This is a genomic window from Bradyrhizobium sp. JYMT SZCCT0180 (assembly GCF_018130165.1).
Lineage (GTDB): Bacteria > Pseudomonadota > Alphaproteobacteria > Rhizobiales > Xanthobacteraceae > Bradyrhizobium.
In genome coordinates this window covers 221,729-241,559 of the sequence record NZ_JAFCLZ010000005.1, presented here as the reverse complement: position 1 = coordinate 241,559, position 19,831 = coordinate 221,729, and the positions used below count along the sequence as shown (strand labels likewise).

21 protein-coding genes are annotated in these 19,831 nt (G+C 64.2%); 5 read left to right on the top strand and 16 right to left on the bottom strand.

Features of this window, described 5'->3' with window-relative positions; translation table 11 throughout:
• Positions 1–3 precede the first annotated feature (3 nt).
• Complete coding sequence (locus JQ641_RS09710; protein WP_211995740.1) at positions 4–387, bottom strand: RidA family protein; 384 nt, start codon at positions 385–387, stop codon at positions 4–6.
• Between the two features lie 163 nt (positions 388–550).
• Between JQ641_RS09710 and JQ641_RS09705 the strand changes: the two genes are divergently transcribed.
• Positions 551–847 carry a hypothetical protein gene (locus JQ641_RS09705; RefSeq protein WP_211995739.1) on the top strand — a complete coding sequence of 99 codons (297 nt, stop codon included), beginning with the start codon at positions 551–553 and terminating at the stop codon, positions 845–847.
• Positions 848–957: 110 nt separating this feature from the next.
• On the opposite strand, the gene JQ641_RS09700 is transcribed toward JQ641_RS09705, so the two are convergent.
• Both JQ641_RS09700 and JQ641_RS09695 read right to left on the bottom strand, forming a co-directional pair.
• Entirely contained in the window at positions 958–1,584 is a 627-nt protein-coding gene (locus JQ641_RS09700; protein ID WP_249150298.1) for a hypothetical protein, read from the bottom strand.
• 186 nt (positions 1,585–1,770) lie between these two features.
• Positions 1,771–2,970: an amidohydrolase family protein gene (locus JQ641_RS09695; RefSeq protein WP_211995832.1), complete on the bottom strand. Its 1,200-nt coding sequence runs from the start codon at positions 2,968–2,970 to the stop codon at positions 1,771–1,773.
• 152 nt (positions 2,971–3,122) lie between these two features.
• Here JQ641_RS09695 and JQ641_RS09690 point away from each other — a divergent pair, with 152 nt between their 5' ends.
• Positions 3,123–3,896 carry a ferredoxin--NADP reductase gene (locus tag JQ641_RS09690; protein ID WP_192734861.1) on the top strand — a complete coding sequence of 258 codons (774 nt, stop codon included), beginning with the start codon at positions 3,123–3,125 and terminating at the stop codon, positions 3,894–3,896.
• 85 nt (positions 3,897–3,981) lie between these two features.
• On the opposite strand, the gene soxA is transcribed toward JQ641_RS09690, so the two are convergent.
• The 9 genes from soxA to JQ641_RS09645 all read right to left on the bottom strand — a co-directional run bounded on the left by soxA (position 3,982) and on the right by JQ641_RS09645 (position 11,906).
• Complete coding sequence (gene soxA / locus JQ641_RS09685; RefSeq protein WP_211995737.1) at positions 3,982–4,755, bottom strand: sulfur oxidation c-type cytochrome SoxA; 774 nt, start codon at positions 4,753–4,755, stop codon at positions 3,982–3,984.
• Positions 4,752–5,072 (bottom strand): thiosulfate oxidation carrier complex protein SoxZ, encoded by a 321-nt coding sequence (gene soxZ / locus JQ641_RS09680; protein ID WP_192734859.1) that lies wholly within the window; start codon positions 5,070–5,072, stop codon positions 4,752–4,754. The genes soxA and soxZ overlap by 4 nt, the downstream gene beginning before the upstream one ends.
• Positions 5,072–5,548, bottom strand: a complete 477-nt coding sequence (locus JQ641_RS09675) for a SoxY-related AACIE arm protein (protein WP_211995736.1) — start codon at positions 5,546–5,548, stop codon at positions 5,072–5,074. Before JQ641_RS09675 ends, soxZ begins: the two co-directional genes overlap by 1 nt.
• A 9-nt stretch (positions 5,549–5,557) precedes the next feature.
• Positions 5,558–5,995: a sulfur oxidation c-type cytochrome SoxX gene (gene soxX / locus JQ641_RS09670; protein ID WP_211995735.1), complete on the bottom strand. Its 438-nt coding sequence runs from the start codon at positions 5,993–5,995 to the stop codon at positions 5,558–5,560.
• A 7-nt stretch (positions 5,996–6,002) separates the two neighbouring features.
• Positions 6,003–7,283, bottom strand: coding sequence for an NAD(P)/FAD-dependent oxidoreductase (locus JQ641_RS09665; protein WP_211995734.1), 1,281 nt, complete (start codon positions 7,281–7,283; stop codon positions 6,003–6,005).
• 10 nt (positions 7,284–7,293) lie between these two features.
• Entirely contained in the window at positions 7,294–7,590 is a 297-nt protein-coding gene (locus JQ641_RS09660) for a c-type cytochrome (RefSeq protein WP_211995733.1), read from the bottom strand.
• 59 nt (positions 7,591–7,649) lie between these two features.
• Complete coding sequence (locus tag JQ641_RS09655; protein WP_211995732.1) at positions 7,650–9,842, bottom strand: xanthine dehydrogenase family protein molybdopterin-binding subunit; 2,193 nt, start codon at positions 9,840–9,842, stop codon at positions 7,650–7,652.
• A gap of 10 nt (positions 9,843–9,852) precedes the next feature.
• Positions 9,853–10,305: a (2Fe-2S)-binding protein gene (locus JQ641_RS09650; RefSeq protein WP_211995731.1), complete on the bottom strand. Its 453-nt coding sequence runs from the start codon at positions 10,303–10,305 to the stop codon at positions 9,853–9,855.
• Positions 10,306–10,511: 206 nt separating this feature from the next.
• Positions 10,512–11,906: an MFS transporter gene (locus JQ641_RS09645; protein WP_211995730.1), complete on the bottom strand. Its 1,395-nt coding sequence runs from the start codon at positions 11,904–11,906 to the stop codon at positions 10,512–10,514.
• Positions 11,907–12,175: 269 nt separating this feature from the next.
• Here JQ641_RS09645 and JQ641_RS09640 point away from each other — a divergent pair, with 269 nt between their 5' ends.
• From JQ641_RS09640 to JQ641_RS09630, 3 genes are read left to right on the top strand one after another with little or no spacing between them, the layout of a single operon-like run.
• Positions 12,176–13,912, top strand: coding sequence for an ABC transporter permease (locus JQ641_RS09640; RefSeq protein WP_211995729.1), 1,737 nt, complete (start codon positions 12,176–12,178; stop codon positions 13,910–13,912).
• Between the two features lie 20 nt (positions 13,913–13,932).
• A complete protein-coding gene (locus tag JQ641_RS09635) occupies positions 13,933–14,964 on the top strand; it encodes an ABC transporter substrate-binding protein (RefSeq protein ID WP_249150297.1) in 1,032 nt (343 codons plus the stop codon).
• A gap of 28 nt (positions 14,965–14,992) precedes the next feature.
• Positions 14,993–16,096: an ABC transporter ATP-binding protein gene (locus JQ641_RS09630; protein WP_211995728.1), complete on the top strand. Its 1,104-nt coding sequence runs from the start codon at positions 14,993–14,995 to the stop codon at positions 16,094–16,096.
• A gap of 38 nt (positions 16,097–16,134) precedes the next feature.
• On the opposite strand, the gene JQ641_RS09625 is transcribed toward JQ641_RS09630, so the two are convergent.
• The 4 genes from JQ641_RS09625 to JQ641_RS09610 are packed head-to-tail and all read right to left on the bottom strand — an operon-like array spanning position 16,135 to position 19,823.
• Positions 16,135–16,923 (bottom strand): ABC transporter ATP-binding protein, encoded by a 789-nt coding sequence (locus JQ641_RS09625; RefSeq protein WP_211995727.1) that lies wholly within the window; start codon positions 16,921–16,923, stop codon positions 16,135–16,137.
• Complete coding sequence (locus JQ641_RS09620; RefSeq protein WP_211995726.1) at positions 16,911–17,966, bottom strand: dihydrodipicolinate synthase family protein; 1,056 nt, start codon at positions 17,964–17,966, stop codon at positions 16,911–16,913. The genes JQ641_RS09625 and JQ641_RS09620 overlap by 13 nt, the downstream gene beginning before the upstream one ends.
• A gap of 8 nt (positions 17,967–17,974) precedes the next feature.
• Positions 17,975–18,799 carry a GNAT family N-acetyltransferase gene (locus tag JQ641_RS09615; protein WP_211995725.1) on the bottom strand — a complete coding sequence of 275 codons (825 nt, stop codon included), beginning with the start codon at positions 18,797–18,799 and terminating at the stop codon, positions 17,975–17,977.
• Complete coding sequence (locus tag JQ641_RS09610; RefSeq protein WP_211995724.1) at positions 18,786–19,823, bottom strand: NAD-dependent epimerase/dehydratase family protein; 1,038 nt, start codon at positions 19,821–19,823, stop codon at positions 18,786–18,788. The genes JQ641_RS09615 and JQ641_RS09610 overlap by 14 nt, the downstream gene beginning before the upstream one ends.
• Positions 19,824–19,831: the final 8 nt, after the last annotated feature.

Here is a 19,831-nt window from a genome sequence, read left to right as displayed (position 1 = left end):
TCCCTAGTCAACGTACGCCTGGCACTCGATCTCGACCTTCATTCGTGGATCGACCAATCCCTTCACCTCGACGAGCGTGGAGGCCGGCAGATTCTCGCCGAAATAAGCGATGCGGCGCGGGTTGATTTTCGGTCGTTCGGCGATGTCGGTCATGAAAACCTGCACCTTGACGACGTGCTCGGGCCCGGCGCCCGCCGCCTTGAGGCACTTGTCCATCACCGCGATGGCGATGTCGAACTGGGCAACAACGTCGGACGGTATGTTGCCGTCCTGCGCCTGGCCGACGACGCCGGCGACCCAGACGTTGGGGCCTGCACGGGTCACGTGGCAATAGTGGCTGACTGGCTTTGGAATGTCGGGAACGATGATGCGCTGAATTTTTGGCATGCCTGACTCGCGAGTTGGGATCGCCGCCCGGAGGTTAGCCGCAATTAGCCCGGCCGGCCAGCACTGCCGCTCCCGGTGGTTTGGCGGCTGCAGGCCCTAGTGTAGCAGCGGCCTGATATGCTTTGATGCGCGGGGGCCGGAACTGAAACGCGTGGGTGGCCTCATGTACATAATCATTCGAAAGTACACCAAGGTTCGCTCGGTTGCGGATGCTGCTCGCCGCGCCAAGAGCGGCATCGGTCAGATGCTCCGGGAATCGCACGGATTCAGATCCTATCATGTACTGGATGGGGGCGACGGCGTCGGTGTCGCTGTCATGATGTTCGAGGATCGCGACAGCGCCAGTGCGGCGAACGAAAAGGTGCTGGAGTTTGTTCAGGCAAGCCTGCATGACCTGAATCTTGGAGACCCCGAAATCATCGCCGGGGAAGTTTTGGTGAATATAGAATCTGATGCGTAGTTGTGTGTGCCATCGCACATCGGAGAATTCATTATCACGATAGTGCGCATGGATTCTCAGATGTGCGATTTGACGAGGATAGGTGGGGCGCCCGGCCCGGCGGCCGCCGGTCAATCGCGTCCGGGCCATTGGGCCCGATAGCGGATTTCGCTGCCGTCGGCGTTGGTTTGCCAGGGTCCGAGCTGTGCGGCATGCGGCGCCTTGGCCGATAGGGCGATCGGGTAGAGCCGGTCGGGCTGGCCCTTGATCTTGATTTCCACTTGCCGATACGCGGTGCGGAAGGCGAGTTCGACGTCGCCTGCGATGACAGACCTGTCGCCGTCGCTGCGGAACCGGTTGAAGCGTGGCTCACCCGGCATGCGGTTGATGTCGGTCTGCAGTTCAATCGCGATCTCCCGCGGCGAACCCGGCAGCGCCGTTCCTGCCGGCAGGCGAACTTCGAATACAAGAAGCGGCGTGGCGGCGTTCGGGTTGAGCCACGGCGTGGCAGTCGTGACCGCGTAGACATAGTATGCCGTGCCGGCGGCGGCGCAGAGCAGGATCAGCGCACCGAATGCCCGGAGGCTGTTGCCGGCCAGGCTGCCGGTGTTCTCGCCTCCGCGCATCCGCATCGCGAGCTTGGTGCCGAGCACGAGTCCTGCGATCGCCCCGGCCGGCGCGAAGACGAACAGCATCAGCAGCGCGGAACCGATTGGGTCGGCGCGGTTTCCAAAACCCACGAGTTCGACGATCAGCAAGGTGGCGGCAAAGCCCACTGCCGCACCCGCCACCCCGCCGGCAATCTGCGGCAAATTCTTCACATGTCCCTCGAAAGCTCGGACGGCGCTGCAGGCCGTCCGCATTTGACGTGGCCGGCCGGCAACTCGTTCATGGCTTTGGAGGTGAAATCATAAAAGTTGGCGCGACGCGCCTCTCCATTCCCGTCAATGCCCGACAACAATCTCCGGCAGCCGTGTCGCAGGCGGCGTGTTGCGGCTGCGCTGGGTGCGGACGATGCCGTCGATGATGGTCATGCCGATGCCGGGCAGGTCGCCGAGCTGCACGCTGTGCAAAAGGCTCTTGCCCGGCGAGTGCTGCGCCATGTCCATGATGACGAAATCGGCGGAGCGGCCGACCTCGATCAGGCCGCAGTCGAGCGCGCGCATGCGGGCGGTGTTGCCGGTGGCGAGGCAGAAGGCGATTTCGGCCGGCAGTTCGCCGAGCGAGGACAGCAGCGACACCATGCGCAAGATGCCGAGCGGCTGTACGCCGGAGCCGGCCGGCGCGTCGGTGCCGAGGATGACGCGGTGCAGGTCACCCATCTCGCGCGCGGTGCGCAAGGTAAACAGCGCCGAGCGTTCATTGCCGTTGTGAACCAGCTCCAGGCCGCGCTTGCAGCCCTCGCAGATGCAGCGGATCTGATCGTCGGGTAGCGCCGTGTGGCCGCCATTGATGTGGCCGACCACATCGGTGTCGGCTTCCAGCACCACGTCCTTGTCGATCAGGCCGGAGCCGGGGATCGAAGGTCCGCCGGTGTGGATGGTGCTCTGGATGCCGTATTTTCGCGCCCATCCCACCATCTTGCGTGCAGTCGGGCCGTCCTTGACGCCACCGAGGCCGACTTCGCCGAGCAGCTTGACGCCGGCCGCGGCGAGCTCCTTGAAATCGTCCTCGACCATTTCGTTTTCGATCACGGGCGCGCCGGCATGGATCTTCACGCCGCCGGGCCGCAGCGTCCAGAACGCGCGCTGTGCGAAAATCGCCATCGCCTTGACGCCGACGACGTCGCGGGGACGGCCGGGCATATGCACTTCACCGGCGGATATCATCGTGGTGACGCCGCCATGCAGGTAACTGTCGATCCAGCCCATCTGGTTCTGCCGCGGCGTCCAGTCGCCGGCGACGGGATGCACGTGGCTGTCGATCAGCCCGGGAGCCACCGTGGTGCCGTTGGCGTTGACGACAGTCGTGGCGCCCTCGGTGTCGACGTCCTTGAGGCGGCCGATGGCGGTGATTTTGCCGTTCTCGGCCACGATGGTGTCGGCGTCCAGGATCGGCTTTTCCAGCATCCCCGACAGCAGCAGCCCGATATTGCGGATCACCAGCTTGCTCGGGCCGCTTGCCTGGGGTGCGTCGTGCGCCATCGGATTTTCCTTGTTGTTCAATGCCTTCGGGGCGTCGCCGGCCATCTTGCCCGCGGCTTGACGGCGGGATCAAGAAGGATTATTCATTCGTATACGAATGATCGTATACGAATGATTTTGCCGACGCAATCTGCCTCCAATCGGATCGAAAGATGAGCAATTTCAATCAGGAAAGCGTTCTCAGCGTCCATCACTGGACCGACACGCTGTTCTCATTCACCACCACGCGCGACCCCTCGTTCCGTTTTCGCAACGGCGAGTTCACCATGATCGGGCTGAAGGTCGGCGAGAAGCCGCTGCTGCGCGCCTACAGCGTCGCCAGCGCCAATTATGAAGACCGGCTCGAATTCTTCTCGATCAAGGTGCCGGACGGGCCGCTGACTTCGCGCCTCCAGCATCTGAAGGAAGGCGACGAGATCATCGTCAGCCGCAAGGCCACCGGCACGCTGGTGATCGACAACCTGCAGGACGGCCGCAACCTGTATTTGATCGGCACCGGCACCGGGCTTGCCCCGTTCCTCAGCGTGATCAAGGATCCCGAAACCTATGAGCGCTTCGAGAAGGTGGTGCTGCTGCACGGCTGCCGCCGCGTCGCCGAGCTGGCCTATGGTGAGATGATCACCAAGGAACTGCCGAACGATGAGCTGATCGGCGAACTCGTGCGCAACCAGCTGATTTATTATCCGACGGTGACGCGCGATCCCTTCCACAACCGCGGCCGCATCACCGACCTGATCAATTCCGGCAAGCTGTTTGCGGATATCGGGCTTGCCCCGCTCGAGGCCGCGCATGACCGCGTCATGATCTGCGGCAGCCCGGCGCTGGTCGCCGACACCCGCACGCTGCTGGGCGGCAAAGGCTTTGTCGAAGGCAATCACGGCGAGGCGGCGCAGTTCGTGGTCGAGAAAGCGTTCGCGGAGCGGTAACCGAGGACCGCGAGGCCGGGCCCATCCTTTCTTTGCATGGGGTTGTTTTCGCGATTTTTGTGTCTGGGCCCCTGGGGGCCCATGACTAGGGTCGAATGGCCGGCGCTTCCAGCCGCATGCCCTTGGCCCGCGACATCAGATACAGCTCCAGCTCGACCAGTTCCGGCGCGCCGTAATCATAGGCTTGTGCGCGGATGCCCGTCATGCAGGCGCGCAGCCGGCGCTGCAGCGATCCCAGCGATTGCCACTCCAGCCGATAAAGCGGGTAACCCGTCGGGTGTCCTTGCGTGATCGCCGATCCGGCCAGGCGTTTATCCCAATTCTCATCGTGGCAATTGGTGCAGCCGAGATTGAGCTGGCCCTGCCGCTGCATGAACAATTCACGCCCCTTGGCGACGAACGGCGCCAGTTGTGGATCGCTGCCGGGCTCGATCGCGGCGCCGCGCGATTGCTGCGCGACAAAAGCGGTCAGCGCCAGCAATTCGCGGCTCTCGTAAGGAAGCGGCGTCGCCTGCTGTTGATCGGTTCGGCACAGATTGATGCGCTGCTCGAGATCGACGGGACGGCCGAGCGCCTTGTCGTAGGCGGGATAATGCGCCGCGACGCCCTTCATGCTCGCGCGCGCGTCCTGATGGCAATCGGCGCAGGCCTTGTTTGTAACGCCCGTTCTGCGCGCCCACAATTTCTCGCCGTCGAGTACCCACAGCATGCCGGGATTTGTCGTGTCGTCGTCCTGCATCGCCCTGGTATCCGGCGCCATGAAGCTATAGCCGGAACGGCGTTCTGCTTGCGGAATTTCAGCGCCGGCGGCGTCCACCGCGAGCAGGGCAGACAGGGCGATGAGGCCGGCCAATCTCATTCGACTGTTATCGAGGCCGACGCGGTTTCGGAAAAGCCGTTATCGCCGATCCATTCGAACTCGAACTTGCCGCTCGCGGTTGCCGTGGTGAAGAAGGTGATGAACGGGTTGGCGGCGATCGCGGGAAACAGATCGGCGCGAAAAATCTCGGTGCCGTTATAGCGGCATGCAAAGCTCGTGATGATGTCGCGCGGCACCACCTCGCCGGTGGCGGTATGCCGATAGCCGGTTTCCATGATGTGCGACATCAGCGTCTTGATCTCGATGATGTCGCCGCGTTTGGCCTTGGCGGGAACGTTGATCAGCGCGGAGGTCATCAGATCACCTCATCAGTGCAGGCCGCCAGCGTCACCACGACGTCGGCGGTGGCCGACCAGAACGAGCCGTCGGACAACCGCGCGATGGCGACGATCTTCTGGCTGTCGGCAAGGCGGATGCGCGTGGACACCTGCGCGCGGCCGGAATGCGGGCCGAGATGGAAGTTGCCGATATTGGGCTGCGGGTTCTTCTCGTTGAAGATGTGGATGCTGCGGACGTGATCCTCCGGCGCCATCGGGCTCGCGACGTTGACGGTCAGCGGCACGGTGTTGCCGTTCTCGACCAGCGGCGGCACGTCGAGCTTGACCTTGCCGGTGCGCACTTGCGCGCCATTGGTGACGCTGCGGATCGCGGATGCGAGTTCGGCGGGCGTCGCTTCGCTCGGCCTTATCGTCACGATCGGGACGGCGCCGAGCACGGCCGCGCCACCGGCGAGGCCGAGGAACTGGCGGCGTGTGGAATCCTTGTGTTGCATCGTCACTTCCTATTCGCGCAGCGTCACCAGATAAGCCACGATATCTTCGATCTGTTCCGCCGACAGGATCGGCTTGCCGCGCCACGCCGGACCAACGCGATGCAGGTCGTCCACGCGATAATAAGACGGCATGATCGTCGCTTCATTGAGGCGGCTCGCGTCCACCAGCCGCAGCCGCAACTGTCCCTCCGACCAGCGGCTGCCGGAGCCGGCGAGGTTGGGGGCCAGATCGCCCTGAAACTTCTCTTCCGGAAACGGCCCGTTGTGGCAGAGGATGCAGGTGCTTTGGCGATTGAGGAGGGTCGTCCGTCCACGCGCGGGATCGCCGGGCGCGCCGGTCAGCGACTTCGCGATGGCATCGCCGGTCACGTCATAGCGACGCAACTCCTGCGCGGCACCGAGGCCGGGCAAAGCGAGCAGTGCGCCCGCAAGGATCGGTCCCGACATGCGAAGCCTAGCCAAAGACTTCCGCCGTGATGGTCGCGAACCAGGAATTCGCATAGTCGGCCTCGCGCGCGCGGAAATCGCGCGGCACATCCGCCGGACTGACGCCGCCAGCGCCTTCGACGTCGGCGAACAGCCCGTTCTTCGGCTGGTAGACGCCGGCGACCGAGAAGCCGTAGCCGGGGGCCGCCAGGCTGTAGCAGGTGTTGATCAGCTTCGGCGCCTCGGGCGTCCGGCCCGCGATCAGCGTCGCAACCGCGCTCGCGCAAGCCTTGGCCTGGGAATTCGCGGAGAACGCGGATTTCGGCATCGAGCCGGCAATACAGGCGTCGCCGATGACGTGGATGTTCGGCGCCGATTTGGATTCGAAAGTGACGGGATCGATCGCGCACCAGCCGGTATTGTCGGTCGCGCCGGCTGACGTGGCGATGCGTCCGGCGCGCTGCGGCGGAATGACGTTTGCCACCTGCGCGGTGTGGTTGCCGAAATCGGTAATCAGCGTGTTGGTCGCCGGGTCGACGGAGTTCACCTTGCCGCCCTGTGACAGCGACACCCATTCGATCATTCCCGGATAGAGTTCCTTCCAGGCGTTCTGGAACAGGCGCTGCTTGGAGAAGGTGTCCTTGGCGTCGAGGATGATCAGCTTCGAACGCGGCTTCTTGGTTTTCAGATAGTGCGCAATCAGACAGGCGCGTTCGTAAGGCCCCGGCGGGCAGCGGAACGGATTGGCGGGCACGGCGATCACGACGAGGCCGCCATCGTCCATGGCTTCGAGTTGCTTGCGCAGCAGCAGCGTCTGCTCGCCGGCTTTCCAGGCGTGCGGCATCTTTGCAGCGGCGGCTTCGTCGTAGCCCGGCAGCGCTTCGAAACGCAGATCGACGCCGGGAGACAGCACCAGCCGGTCGTAGGCGAGTGACGTGCCGTCGGCGAGCCCAACGGTGCGCGCCTTGGCATCGATCGCTGTTGCTGCCTGCGCCGCCACGGTGACGCCGCCGGCGGCGATCTTGTCATAGCCGAATTGCTGTTCCTCGAGCGAACGCAGTCCGGCGATCACGTTGTTGCTGAACGGGCAGGCGGTGAAGGTCCGGTTCGGCTCGACCAGCGTGACCTGCAGTTTCGGCTCGATCTGTTTCAGGGCGCGGGCGCAACTCGCGCCGCCGAAGCCGCCGCCGATCACGACGACGCGCGCCGCGGCTTGTGCGAATGCGGGCAGCGGAAACGCCAGCGCCGTCACTGTGGCAGCACCGGCGCCAACGAATTCCCGCCGGCTCATGCGATGGTTGATGCCCATGGAGGCCCCCTTACTTCTGTGCCGCGAGCCACGCCGCGATCGCGCGCAACTCGTCGTCGGAGAAGCCTTTGGCGATGCGGGTCATCACCGTGGCGGGAAGCGAACCGTCGCGGAAGCCCGTCATCGCGGTCATGATGTCGCCGGCGTCACGGCCATACAGCCGCGAAACCGGCGAGGCCGGCACGGTTCCTGCAGCATGGCAGCCGGAACAGGCCGCAGCACCAGGCGGGGGGATGGACGCCGCCAGCAGCGGCGAACTCCATGCCACAGCGGTTGCAATTCCAATGGCAACGCAAAACGCTTTCATCGGTTGACATCCGAAAAGGTGGGTGGGGCGGCGACCGGTGAAGGCCGCCGCCCGCGTTGTCAGGCGAAGCTGATGTCCTGATCCTTCAGCGGCACCGAGCGGATGCGCTTTCCCGTTGCCGCGAAATACGCATTGAGCACGGCGGGCGCCGCGACGCAGATCGTCGGTTCGCCAACGCCGCCCCAGAAGCCGCCACTCGGCACGATGACCGACTCCACTTTCGGCATCTCCGCGATCCGCATCGAATTGTAGGTGTCGAAGTTGGATTGCTCAATGCGGCCGTCCTTGACGGTGCAATTGCCGTAGAACAGCGCGGACAGGCCATAGACGAACGAGCCTGCAATCTGGCGCTCGATCTGCGCCGGATTGACGACGTGGCCAGGATCAGTGGACGCGACGATGCGGTGTACCTTGATCTTGTTGCCGTCGGTCACCGAGATTTCGGCAGCACCGGCGACGTAGCTGCCGTAGCCCATGTGCTGGCAGATGCCGCGGTAGACGCCCTTTGGTGGCGGCTTGTCCCAGCCGACTTTTTCCGCCACCGCATTCAGCACGGCGAGGTGCTTGGGATGCTTGCCCATCAACTTGCGCCTGAACGCGACCGGGTCTTCGCCGACCGAATGCGCCAGCTCGTCTATGAAGCATTCGAGATAGATCGCGTTCTGATTGACGTTGACGCCGCGCCAGAAGCCCGGCGGGACGTGGGGGTTGCGCATCGAATGTTCGACCAGCAGGTTCGGAAAACTGTATCCGATCGCCCAGTCGCCGGTGGGAGCGAGGCCCTGGAATGCCGCGGTGTCCATGCCGTTGACCAGTGCCGCCGGGCGGACGGTGAACAGGATGGATTGGCCGGAGATCCGGACATGCAGCGCCGTCAGGTTGTTGTCCTTGTCGAAGGCGCCGGTCAGCTTGCACTGGGTGACCGGATGATAGGTGCCGTGCTGCATGTCGTCTTCGCGTGACCACAACAGCTTGATCGGCGTGCCCGGCATCTGCTTGGCGATAGAGACGGCCTGCCGGACATAGTCGGTCATGCCGCGTCGGCCGAAGCCGCCGCCGAGGATCAGCTTGTGAACCTCGCATTTGTCGGCAGGCAGGCCGGAGGTTTCCATCACCGCGGCGAATGCCGCTTCGCCGTTCTGCGTTCCGGTCCAGACCTCGCACTTGTCGGGCGTGTAAAGCGCGGTGGCGTTGAGCGGCTCCATCGCGGCGTGGTTCTGGTAGGGATAGTTGTACACTGCCTCGATCTTCTTGGCGGCGCCGGCGATGGCGGCTTTGGCATCGCCGTTCTGGTTGCCGATGAAAGCGGGCTGCGAATTGTCGAGACCCTCGGTCAGCCACTTCGCGATCGATTCGCTCGACACCTTGGCGTTCTCGCCTTCATCCCAGACGATCGGCAGCGCGTCGAGTGCGGTCTTGGCGTGCCACCAGGTGTCGGCGACGACGGCGACGGTGGAGTCGTTGACCCGCACCACCTTCTTGACGCCCTTCATGCCCATGACTTTGGCTTCGTCATAGCTCTTCAGCTTGCCGCCAAAGACCGGGCAATCCTTCAGCGCGGCGTTCAGCATTCCCGGCAGCTTGACGTCGATGCCGTACATCATCTTGCCAGTGGTCTTGTCGGCGGTATCGAGCCGCAACACGCTCTTGCCGGCAATTTTCCAGTCCTTCGGATCCTTCAGCTTGACGTCGGCATCGGCGGGAGGCGACAGCTTGGCCGCGGCTTCCACGACCTTGCCGTAGGTCGTCTTCTTGCCCGACGGCGTGTGCGTGATGGTGCTGTTGGCGGCGGTGCATTCCGAAACCGGCACCGTCCACTCATTGGCCGCGGCCTGGACCAGCATCATGCGCGCGGTGGCGCCGCCCTTGCGGACGTAGTCCTGCGAGGTGCGGATGCCGCGGCTGCCGCCGGTCGAGAAATCGCCCCAGGCCCGCTTGCGTGCGACACTTTGACCCGGTGTCGGATATTCGGTGGTGACCTTCGACCAGTCGCATTCGAGTTCTTCGGCGACGAGCTGGGCAAGGCCGGTGAGCGTGCCCTGTCCCATCTCCGAACGGGCGATGCGGATCACGACGGTGTCGTCGGGGCGGATCACCACCCAGACGTTGACCTCAGGCGATCCATCGGCGGCTCGGACCACGGTGGGGCCACCGAAGGGGATGTCGAGACCGACCGCGAGGCCGGCGCCGGCAGCGGCGGTGCCGATGACGAAGGCGCGGCGGCTGAGTGCAGGTGTGATGTGCTTGTTCATGACATCCCCCTCAAGCGTTCGCGGCGGCGTGGATTGCCTCGCGCACCTGTTGGAAGGTGCCGCAGCGGCAAATATTGGTGATGGTCTCGTCGATGTCCTTGTCGGTCGGCTTCGGCTTGTCCTTGAGCAGCGCCGCCACCGCCATGATCATGCCGGTCTGGCAATAGCCGCACTGCGGCACGTCGTTCTTGATCCAGGCCTGCTGCACCTTGTGCAGTGCGCCATCGCTGGCGGCCAGACCTTCGATCGTGGTGATCTGCTTGCCGACGGCTTCGCTGACCGTGACGCCGCAGGAGCGCATCGCGACCCCGTCAATATGGATCGTGCAGGCCCCGCATTGTGCAATGCCGCAGCCGTATTTGGTGCCGGTCAGTCCAACATTCTCCCGGATCGCCCATAGCAGCGGGGTGTCGTCCTCGACTTCCACATTGATTGATTTGCCGTTGATAGTGAGGTTTGCCATCGCGTTTCCCCTGTTAGCTCAATTCATCAATTGAACCCGGCGGGGACACTGGACCGCAATCTGGAATAGTTCAAATCAAGAAAATGCGTTTGCAGCGCGGAAGAAAATTGACGGACCGGGGTTTCGTGGGGGCAGGGGCGCCACATGGCCGTCATGTTCGCGATGCTCCGCTCGGGTTTGCCTGCCTTGTAGGCACATTCCCTCCATCAATCTTGCGGCGCGCTCACCACCAGGCGCAGGAAACTCATCACGCATCCGAGCGCGGCAAATCCGGCGCCGAGTGCCAAAGCAAGCGTCGCGCCATCGTGGCCGCCGAGCGCAAAGCACAGTGCGGCGAACGCCGCGCCGAGCGTTTGCCCGGTCAGCCGTGCGGTCGCGACGATGCTGCTGGCGCTGCCGCTGCGATGCGACAGCGCGCTCGACATCAGCGCGCGCAAATTCGGCGTTTGAAAGAATCCGAATCCGATCCCGCACACCACCATGCGCCAGACGATGTTGGCGACGCCGGGGTCCGCCGGCAGCGTCGCCAGCAACACCATTCCCGCACAGAGCAAGGCGAGGCCAATGCCGCCGAGTATGCCGACGGGATAGCGGTCGGACAGCCGGCCGCCGATCGGCGCCATGATCGCGACCACCAGCGGCCACGGCGTCATGAAGAAACCGGTCTCGACCTGGGTGCGCATCAGCACGTCTTCGAAATAGAACGGCAGTGAGACGAAGGCGATGCCCTGAACCGCAAAGGTGCACACCGACGTCGCCGCCGATAGCGCAAACATCGGCCGTCGGAACAAATCGATAGGCAGCATCGGCGCCGGGTGATCCGCCTGCCGCCGCATCATGATCCAGCCGAGGATGATGGCGCCGACCAGTTCGGCCGTTACCAGCGCCGGTGGCGCGCCGTGTGCCGCACTTCCGATCCCGATGATGAAGAGGCCGAGGCAGCCTGTGGTCAGCGCCGCGCTCGCAAAATCGAATGCGTGCGTCGCGCGTGGCGTCGGCGGCAGCGTCTTTAGTCCGATCCACACCGCGATCAGGCCGAACGGAACGTTGATCGCAAACAGCCACGGCCAGGGACCCAGCGCCAGAATGCCGGATGCGATCGTCGGTCCAAGCGTGAAGGCGGTGCCGACCACCAGCGCGTTGTGACCAAAACCGCGGCCCAGCATATGGGTCGGGTAGACGTAGCGGACCAGCGCCGCATTCACCGCCATGATGCCGCTGGCGCCGAGCCCCTGCAGCGCCCGCGCTGCCACCAGACTGGGCAGCGACCACGCTAACGCGCAGCCGATCGAGGCAATTGTGAACAGCAACAGGCCGCCGATATAGATGCGCTGATGGCCGACGATTTCGCCGAGCGCGCCGAGCGGCAGCAGCGTCGCCACCAGTGCGATCTGATAGACGTTGACGACCCAGACCACATCAGCCGGGCTGACATGGAGGTCGGCGGCGATGGCGGGCAGCGCGATGTTGGCAATCGCCGTGTCGAGCGAAGCCAGCGCCAGCGCGGTAAAGATCGCCGCGACCGCCCAGCGCCGGAGTTCCGGCGGCAAGCCGTCGATACCGGGCGTGGCAGGCGGCTTGGCGGTCGCAACTTCTGACATCGAGATCGGGGTTCTCCACAGCCGGCGCGGGTAACGGCCTTAAGGGGCGTGTACTACGGACGCGAGATGTTCCACAGGCACGCCGTTGCATGATGCGTATGCGAAGGCGGGCTTCCGCGGCATTTTGAGCCGCCGACTTTCTGCTACTTCCCGGCCGCCGTCCGATCGACTAGGCTCGCCGCGCATTGTGGGCGCAAGATCCGAAAACGGACGGTCGCAGGCCAAGGGGAAGCGCTTTGGACGGACAGGCGAGCCGGCGCGGCGAAGCGATGCGTAGCGCGAGTGAGGGGGTGCGTCAGCGCGTGTGGGCCAACCTGTGGGTTGTGCTCCTGCTGGTCATTCTCGGCTTTCTCGTCATCTATCCGATCCTGATGCTGCTGCTGGGGGCGCTCACCGACACCAACCCGGTGGTCGAGGGCATCAGCCTGCGCCATCTTTCGATCGCGAATTTTCTGGTGGTGCTGGCGAATCCCAATGTCGGGGAGGCGCTGGTCAACACATTGATCGCCTGCGGCGGCGGCACCGCGATCGCGGTCGTAATCGGGCTGCTGTTTTCCTGGATCGTGGTGCGCACCAACACGCCGTTCAAGGGCTTTATCGCCGCCGCCAGCATCCTGCCATTGTTTGCGCCGCCGCTGGTCGCGGGCGTGGCATGGGCGATCCTCGGCTCACCCAAGACCGGCCTGATCAACACCATGTTCAAATGGATCGGGCTCGACTGGCGCGTTGATTTCTATTCGCTGTGGGGCCTGGTGTTCGTGTTCGGCATCTATTACGCGCCGTATGTGTACATGTTCACCTCTTCGGCACTGCGCAACATGGACCCGAGCCTGGAAGAGGCCGCCGAAATCTCCGGCGCCAGTGCGTTCGCGACATTGTTCTCGGTGACGTTCCCGCTGATCATGCCGGCGATCATCTCTGGCATGCTGCTGTCGTTCATCGTGATGCTCGGCATCTACGGCATTCCGGCGGTGCTGGGGTCGTCGACCAATCTGGCGCTATTGACGACATACATCTTCAAGCTCACCAACTGGTCGCCGCCGCTCTACAACACGGCTGCCGCGGTTGCGATCATCCTGATGGTCGTGACCGGCGCGCTGGTGTTCCTGCAGAACAGGGTGCTCAGCGGCCGCAGCTACACGACGGTGGCCGGCAAGGCGTTCCGCCCGCGCAGCCTCGATCTCGGGCGCTGGCGCTGGTTCACCTTCGCCATCGGTATCGTCTATCTCCTGATCGTGGTGGTGCTGCCGCTGCTCGCGTTGATCGTGGCGGCGTTCCGCAAGTTCATGTTCATCCGCGACGTCAGTAGCCTGTTCGACATGCGCCAATACTCGATGGTGCATTTCAACAGCATTTTCGACAATCCGCTGACGCTGCGGTCGATCTACAATGCGGTCGAGGTCGGCGTGATCACGGCGGTTGTCGGCGGCGCGCTGGCGTTTGCGATCGGCTACACCATTCACCGCACACAGGTCACTGGGCGGCGCTGGATCGACCTGATCTCGACGGTGCCGGTCGCGATTCCCGGCCTCGTGGTCGGCGTCGCTTATTTATGGGCCTGGATCGGGATTCCCGGCGGCCTCTACGGCACGATCTGGATCCTGGCGCTGGCGTTCATCGCGCGCTTCATGCCCGACACCGTCAAGGCGTTGTCGACCTCGTTCATGCAGATCCATCGCGAGTTGGAAGAGGCCGCCTGGGTCTGCGGCAGGGGCATGTTCGCCACCATACGGACCATCGTGCTGCCGTTGGCGCGGCCCGGCGTGATCGCGTCGATGACGCTGTTGTTCGTGCTGGCGATCCGCGAACTCGGCTCGTCGCTGTTTCTCTACACCAGCAACACCATGGTGATGTCGGTGCTGCTGCTCGACTATTACGAAGGCGGAAATCTCGGCAAGACCGCCGCATTCAGCCTGGTGCAGACGGTTTTGCTCGGCGTTCTCATCGGCGGTGCCAACTGGCTGTCGCGCGAGGCGACGCAGAGCGGCGTCGCCCGCACCGGATAAAAACTTGAGGGAGGATTGCTATGCATAGACGGATCTTCACCAAAATGGCGCTGGCTGGCGTCGCCGGTCTCGGCATCCTGTGGGGCGCACCATCGCAGGCGCAGGAGTTCGGTTCGCCCGAACTGATCGCGGCGGCGAAGAAGGAGGGGAAACTGGTGTTCTACACGGCGAATTTCGCCGAGGTCGAGCAGCAGGTGATCAAGGAGTTCCAGAAACGTTTTCCGGAGATCAAGGTCGAGATGGTGCGCGCGCCGGGCGGCCAGCTCATCACCCGCGTCAAGACCGAGGCCGCTGCCGGCAAGCTGATCGCCGACGTGGTCGATCATTCCGATCGCGCGCTGATGCAGCCTTTGGCCGATCTGTTCCAGGACTACGCGCCGCCGAATGCTGGGGATTACAACCCGGATTCGCTGATTTCTCCCAAACTATGGCCGCGCGTGACCCTGGTGTGGTCGATCGCCTACAACACTGAACTGGTCAAGAATCCGCCGAAGTCGTGGATGGATCTGACCAAGAAGGAATACGACAAGCAGACCGGGCAGGTGTTCGCCCGGTCCGGCGGCACCACCTGGACCCGCGTGATGTTCGAGCGCCAGGTGCTGGGGGAAGACTATTGGGCCAAGCAGGCGGCGACCCGTCCGATCCTTTATCCGTCAGGCGCGCCGATGTCGGACTCGCTGGTGCGCGGCGAGGTGGCGATGGGACCGCTGCTCTACAATGCGATCTATCCGAAGCAGAAGGACGGCGCGCCGATCAAGATTTTCTTCCCGCCCGAAGGCGCGCCGGTCAATCCCTACGCCACGGGAATTCCCAAGACCGCCGCCAATCCAAATGCCGCAAAGCTGTTCCTGAACTGGTGCCTGTCGAAGGAGGGGCAAACCTTCATGATCAAGGAGCTCGGCAATCTGACCTCGCTCAAGGTGGCGCCGGTCTACCCCGAAGGCTTCGATCCCAAGGTGGTCAAGGTCTGGTTTCCCAAGTTCGACGAATACGTCAAGCTGCACGAGCCATGGGTGGCGGAATGGGACAAGACCTACGGTCACCGCCAGTGAGCGATCTACGCATGACGCGGGCTTCTTCATGACGGCGACACTCGAGGTAAGAGACCTGCGCAAGCAGTTTGCGGTCGGCCGCCCGGCGATCGACGGCGTCAGCTTCGCCGTGCCGGCCGGCGAGATCGTGGTGCTGCTCGGTCCGTCCGGTTGCGGCAAGACCACGACGCTGCGATGCGTGGCGGGGCTGGAGCACCCAACCGACGGCGAGATCAGTATCGCCGGTCGGATCGTGTCGGCGCCCGCTAACGGCATTCTCGTGCCGCCGCGCCTGCGCGAACTCGGCATGGTGTTCCAGTCCTATGCGGTGTGGCCGCATATGACGGTGCGGCAGAACGTGGTCTATCCGCTCAAGCATCGCAAAATCTCGCGCGCCGACGCCCGCCGCAAGGTCGATGAAGCGCTCGAATTGGTCGGCCTGTCGGAATATGCCGAGCGCCCGGTGGTCGCACTGTCCGGCGGCCAGATGCAGCGCGTCGCCTTGGCGCGCAGCATCGTCTACCGGCCGCAATTGCTGCTGCTCGACGAGCCGTTGTCGAATCTCGACGCCAAGCTGCGGCTACGTTTGCGCGACGATCTGCGCGTGATCCTGAAGCAGACCGGTATGACGGCGTTGTACGTAACCCACGACCAGGCCGAAGCCGTGGTGCTCGGCGACCGCATCGGCGTGATGCGCGACGGCAAGCTTTTGCAGATGGATACGCCGGACGCGATCTATAACCGGCCGGCGGATCTGTTCGTCGCCAATTTCACCGGCGCCACCAACGAACTTCCGGGCACGCTGGTGTCGCGCAACGGCGAATTTGGCACGGTCGATTTCGGCGACGGACGCCGCGGCGAGGTGGCGTTGCTGCATTCGCTGGGACCGGACGAAAAGGTGCGCATCGCACTCCGGCCGGAGAACATCACGATCGGCCAGCACAACGGCGCCAACACATTTCCGGCCCGCGTGCTCGACCGCCGCTATCAGGGCACGCAAACGGCTTACGGCATCGAATTGTTCGGCCGCCGGCTGGAGGTGGTCGAACTTGGCACCGCCGCCCGGCATCAGGTCGGCACCGAGACCCCGGTGTCGCTGCCGCGCGAAAGCTGCTGGGCCTATCGAGATACCGGGCCGGTGTCGTATGAGTAACGGCCCGTCATTGCGACCCGTTGGCTCGCAATGACGGCTCAGCCGCTCGGCCCCATCCCCAAACTCCCGTAAATCCGCCGCGCATAGGCGCCGAACTCGTCCGTGGTCTTGATCGGCAGATCACGCGGAAACGGCAGCTCGATCGGAAAATACTCCGCCATTCGCGCCGGACCTGCGGTCAGCACCGCGCAATGCGAGGCGAGGAACACGGCTTCCTGGATGCTGTGGGTCACGAAGATGATCGTCTTGCCGCTCTCGCGCCAGATCCGCAGCATTTCGAGATTCATCTGTTCGCGGGTCAGGGCGTCCAGCGCGCCGAACGGCTCGTCCATCAGGATCAGTTTGGGATCGTGGATGAACGCGCGTGCGATCGCGGTGCGCTGCTGCATGCCGCCGGACAGTTGCTGCGGATATTTGTCCTCGTAGCCGGCAAGGCCGACGAGATTGAGCAGATCGCGGGCTCTGGCGCGCGCAGCCTTCATCGGCAGGCCGACGATTTCGGCCGGCAGCAGCACGTTGTCGAGAATGGTCCGCCACTTCAGCAGCAACGCCTGCTGGAACACCATGCCGATGTCGCGCGCGGGATCGAACGGGGTTTTGGTATTGCCGATCTTGATGGTGCCGCCGTCGGCCTCGTGCAGCCCGGCCAGAATCTTCAGCACCGTGGTCTTGCCGCAGCCGGACGGTCCGACCAGCGAGACCAGCTCGCCCTCGCTGACGTCCATGGTGACGTCGGAGACAGCCAGAAACTCGGTACCTTTCGACCGGTAGACCTTGCGGACGTTGCGCAGGCTGATGAAGGGCTCTTCCGCCGTCATGCCAGCCATTTCTGCAAATGGTCGGCGACGAAGCCGTCGTCGGAAAGATCGGCGTGCTCGCGGCAGACGCGGTCGATCTCCTGCATCTGGCCGGGGCTCAGCCCCTCGGCCGGATCGAGGCACCACAGCCCCTGCATCAGCCCCTGCCGCCGCAGGATTTCATGGCAGCCGGCGATGCAGCCGTGGAAATTATTGGCGACGTCAAAGAACGCGCTGTTGCAATCGGTGACGCGGGCGTCGAGTGCCAACAGGTCCGCGGGCACGGCGTCCTTGCCGCGCGCGGCCTTGCACATTTCGAACTGCTTGATCGCGGCCGCCGTCCACACCGACCAGTGGCCGAGCAGCCCGCCCTTGAAGTAAGTGCGGGTGGTAACGCCCTTGTCGCGCAAGTCGAACGGCAGCATCAGGTCGAGCAGGATGTGGTCGTCATTGCCGGTATAGAGCGCGACGCGGTCGAGCGCGCCGGCGGCGGCGACGCCGCGCAAGACGTCGAGGGTGCGGTAGCGGTTGAACGGCGCGATCTTGATCGCGATGACATTGTCGATCGCTGCAAAGCGCCGCCAGAAGTTTGCGCTCAGAATGACGCCGCCGACCGCGGGCTGCAGGTAGAATCCGACCAGCGGGATCTCGCGCGCCACCGCCTCGCAATGTGCGATGATCTCGTCTTCGGAAGCAGATTTCATCGCGGCAAGGCTGAGCAGGCCTGCGTGATAGCCGATGCCGCGCGCAATCTGCGCCTCCGCCGTCGCTTGCTGCGTCGGACCTGCGAGGCCCGCGACCATCGCGAGCGGCCGCCTGGTCCAGTCGGCCGCGGTCCGCGCCGCCAGTTCCAGCACGGGCTTGTAGAGTCCGACATCGCGGATCGCGAACTGCGTGGTATGCACGCCGACCGCAAGGCCGCCAGCGCCGGAATCGATGTAGTAGCGCGACAGAGCGCGCTGGTGCCGGGTGTCGAGCGCGCGGTTGGCATCGAGCGCCAGCGGATGCGCGGGGATCACCGTGCCGTCGGCGATCAGTTTTCGTACCTCGGATTTGATTTCGCTGTGGTGCATGAAAATCCCTATCCAAATTCCGGGCCGGCGACCGCGAACGGCAGTTCCCCGGCCAGCATGGTGGCGCGGCCGAACCGCATGCGCTGGAACGGCCGCTCGATGGTCCAGCCGGTGTCGGTGAGGCCGCGCAGGAAATCCTCCTGCGAATGCACGGCGTCGAGCAGCCACGGGCCTTGCTCGGACCGCACGATGGCGTCGACCAGGGTCAGCGCGCTGTCGTGGGTCTCGGCAAAGACCGGTCCGATGTGACGCGCGGTGCGGCCGTCACGGACCAGGGCAACGGCGTTGCCCGATGATACCATGCGGGAATCGGCGCGACCGCCGAACTCGGTCAGCAGAGCGCCGCGTTCGAATCCCATGGCGCTGACATCGCGCGCGATGAAATCGGCGACGCTGCAGGTCGGTAGTGATTGCGCTGCGCTGACGCCTTTCGGGGCTTCCAGCCGCAGCCGCCGCAATTGCAGCGTCGGTGTGAAGCCGAGCGGGCCATAGACGTTGGCTCCATCAGGCGTCGCGTCGAGCCAGGTGGTGAGGCCGCGCTTTGTCGCAGCGCTGAGGCAGGCGTCGACCAGCCGGGTCGCGACACGGCGGCGGCGCCAGCTCGCGGTCACCAGCACCATGCTGATCCAGGCGTTGTCGGCGGAGTAGGGCAATAGCGCCGCGGTCGCGACCAGTTGCTTGCCGTCACGCACGCCGAGCACGATTCCTTTGCTCAGGAAAAACCGCCAGTCGGCCTCGTTCTGGTTCCAGTGCGCCTCCGTCGACAACAGCAATCCAGCCGGCGCATCGCCGACGCCGAGTTCGATGAGCTCGAAATGTTCAGTACCGGCCATCGCGCACCTCATATTTGGTGGGCTTGCCGAGGCTCGGCATCGACCGCGACACCCAGTCGGCGGTCCAGCGGATCAGCTGATCGGTATCGACAACCGGCAGGCCGAACAAACTTACGGCTTGCGACGTGTTGGTCAGCCATGCCGTCGGCTCTTCCTTGCCGGTGATGACGGGCGCAATTCCAAACCGCTGGCCGAATTTCGCGGCGAGATCGCGTACCGCGAGAATTTCGTGGCCGCTGACATTGATCGGCGAGGTCGGCGCGTCGCAATGTGCAAGGCAGCGCAGCGCCTGCGAGGACGCATCGCCCTGCCAGATGAAATTGACATGGCCGAGGCTGACGTCGATCGGCTTGCCCTGCAGCACCTTGCTCGCAATGTCGTGCAACACGCCGTAGCGCATGTCGATCGCGTAGTTCAGCCGGAACAGCCGGCCGGGCGTCGAATGCTTGCGCGAGAAATATTCGAACATGCGCTCGCGCCCGACGCAGGATTGCGCGTATTCGCCGGGCGGATTTGGCGCAAGGTCCTCGTCGGCGCCTTTGCCGCTCACAGGCACGAAGGGATAGACGCAGCCGGTCGAGAACGCCACGATCCGCGAACCGGCAAAGGCCTGGGCCACCAGAGCCGGGACGTGCGAATTCATCGCCCAGGTCAGCGACAGATCGCCTTCGGCGCCGAATTTGCGCCCGGCCATGAAGATGATGTTTGGAATTTTCGGCAGCGCCTTGATTGCGGCCTCATCGAGCAGGTCGCAATTGATCGTTTCGACGCCGCGGGCCTGCAGCCAGTCCTTGACACCAGGATCGCTGAAGCGTGCGACGCCGATCACCCGCCGGTCTGGTGCGGCGGCCTTGGCAAGCCCCGCCAGCGTCGGCCCCATCTTACCCGCCACGCCCAAAACCATGATGTCGCCGTCGACCTTGCGCAGGTCGTCGATCAGCGCCTGGCTCGGTCGGCACAGCAGTTCATCGAGGGCGGCGATGTCCGGGATCGTCTCCGGCAGATGGTCGCGTGTCAGCAGCATGCCTGTTC

Coding starts and splice junctions, on each gene's coding strand:
- JQ641_RS09630 (WP_211995728.1), top strand. CDS start 14,993: ATGACGGCGACACTCGAGGTAAGAGACCTGCGCAAGCAGTTTGCGGTC.
- soxA (WP_211995737.1), bottom strand. CDS start 4,755: ATGAGATTGGCCGGCCTCATCGCCCTGTCTGCCCTGCTCGCGGTGGAC.
- JQ641_RS09620 (WP_211995726.1), bottom strand. CDS start 17,966: ATGCACCACAGCGAAATCAAATCCGAGGTACGAAAACTGATCGCCGAC.
- JQ641_RS09640 (WP_211995729.1), top strand. CDS start 12,176: ATGCGTAGCGCGAGTGAGGGGGTGCGTCAGCGCGTGTGGGCCAACCTG.
- JQ641_RS09710 (WP_211995740.1), bottom strand. CDS start 387: ATGCCAAAAATTCAGCGCATCATCGTTCCCGACATTCCAAAGCCAGTC.
- JQ641_RS09665 (WP_211995734.1), bottom strand. CDS start 7,283: ATGGGCATCAACCATCGCATGAGCCGGCGGGAATTCGTTGGCGCCGGT.
- JQ641_RS09625 (WP_211995727.1), bottom strand. CDS start 16,923: ATGGCTGGCATGACGGCGGAAGAGCCCTTCATCAGCCTGCGCAACGTC.
- JQ641_RS09650 (WP_211995731.1), bottom strand. CDS start 10,305: ATGGCAAACCTCACTATCAACGGCAAATCAATCAATGTGGAAGTCGAG.
- JQ641_RS09695 (WP_211995832.1), bottom strand. CDS start 2,970: ATGGCGCACGACGCACCCCAGGCAAGCGGCCCGAGCAAGCTGGTGATC.
- JQ641_RS09660 (WP_211995733.1), bottom strand. CDS start 7,590: ATGAAAGCGTTTTGCGTTGCCATTGGAATTGCAACCGCTGTGGCATGG.
- JQ641_RS09655 (WP_211995732.1), bottom strand. CDS start 9,842: ATGAACAAGCACATCACACCTGCACTCAGCCGCCGCGCCTTCGTCATC.
- JQ641_RS09675 (WP_211995736.1), bottom strand. CDS start 5,548: ATGCAACACAAGGATTCCACACGCCGCCAGTTCCTCGGCCTCGCCGGT.
- JQ641_RS09705 (WP_211995739.1), top strand. CDS start 551: ATGTACATAATCATTCGAAAGTACACCAAGGTTCGCTCGGTTGCGGAT.
- soxZ (WP_192734859.1), bottom strand. CDS start 5,072: ATGACCTCCGCGCTGATCAACGTTCCCGCCAAGGCCAAACGCGGCGAC.
- JQ641_RS09690 (WP_192734861.1), top strand. CDS start 3,123: ATGAGCAATTTCAATCAGGAAAGCGTTCTCAGCGTCCATCACTGGACC.
- JQ641_RS09635 (WP_249150297.1), top strand. CDS start 13,933: ATGCATAGACGGATCTTCACCAAAATGGCGCTGGCTGGCGTCGCCGGT.
- JQ641_RS09645 (WP_211995730.1), bottom strand. CDS start 11,906: ATGTCAGAAGTTGCGACCGCCAAGCCGCCTGCCACGCCCGGTATCGAC.
- JQ641_RS09615 (WP_211995725.1), bottom strand. CDS start 18,799: ATGGCCGGTACTGAACATTTCGAGCTCATCGAACTCGGCGTCGGCGAT.
- soxX (WP_211995735.1), bottom strand. CDS start 5,995: ATGTCGGGACCGATCCTTGCGGGCGCACTGCTCGCTTTGCCCGGCCTC.
- JQ641_RS09610 (WP_211995724.1), bottom strand. CDS start 19,823: ATGCTGCTGACACGCGACCATCTGCCGGAGACGATCCCGGACATCGCC.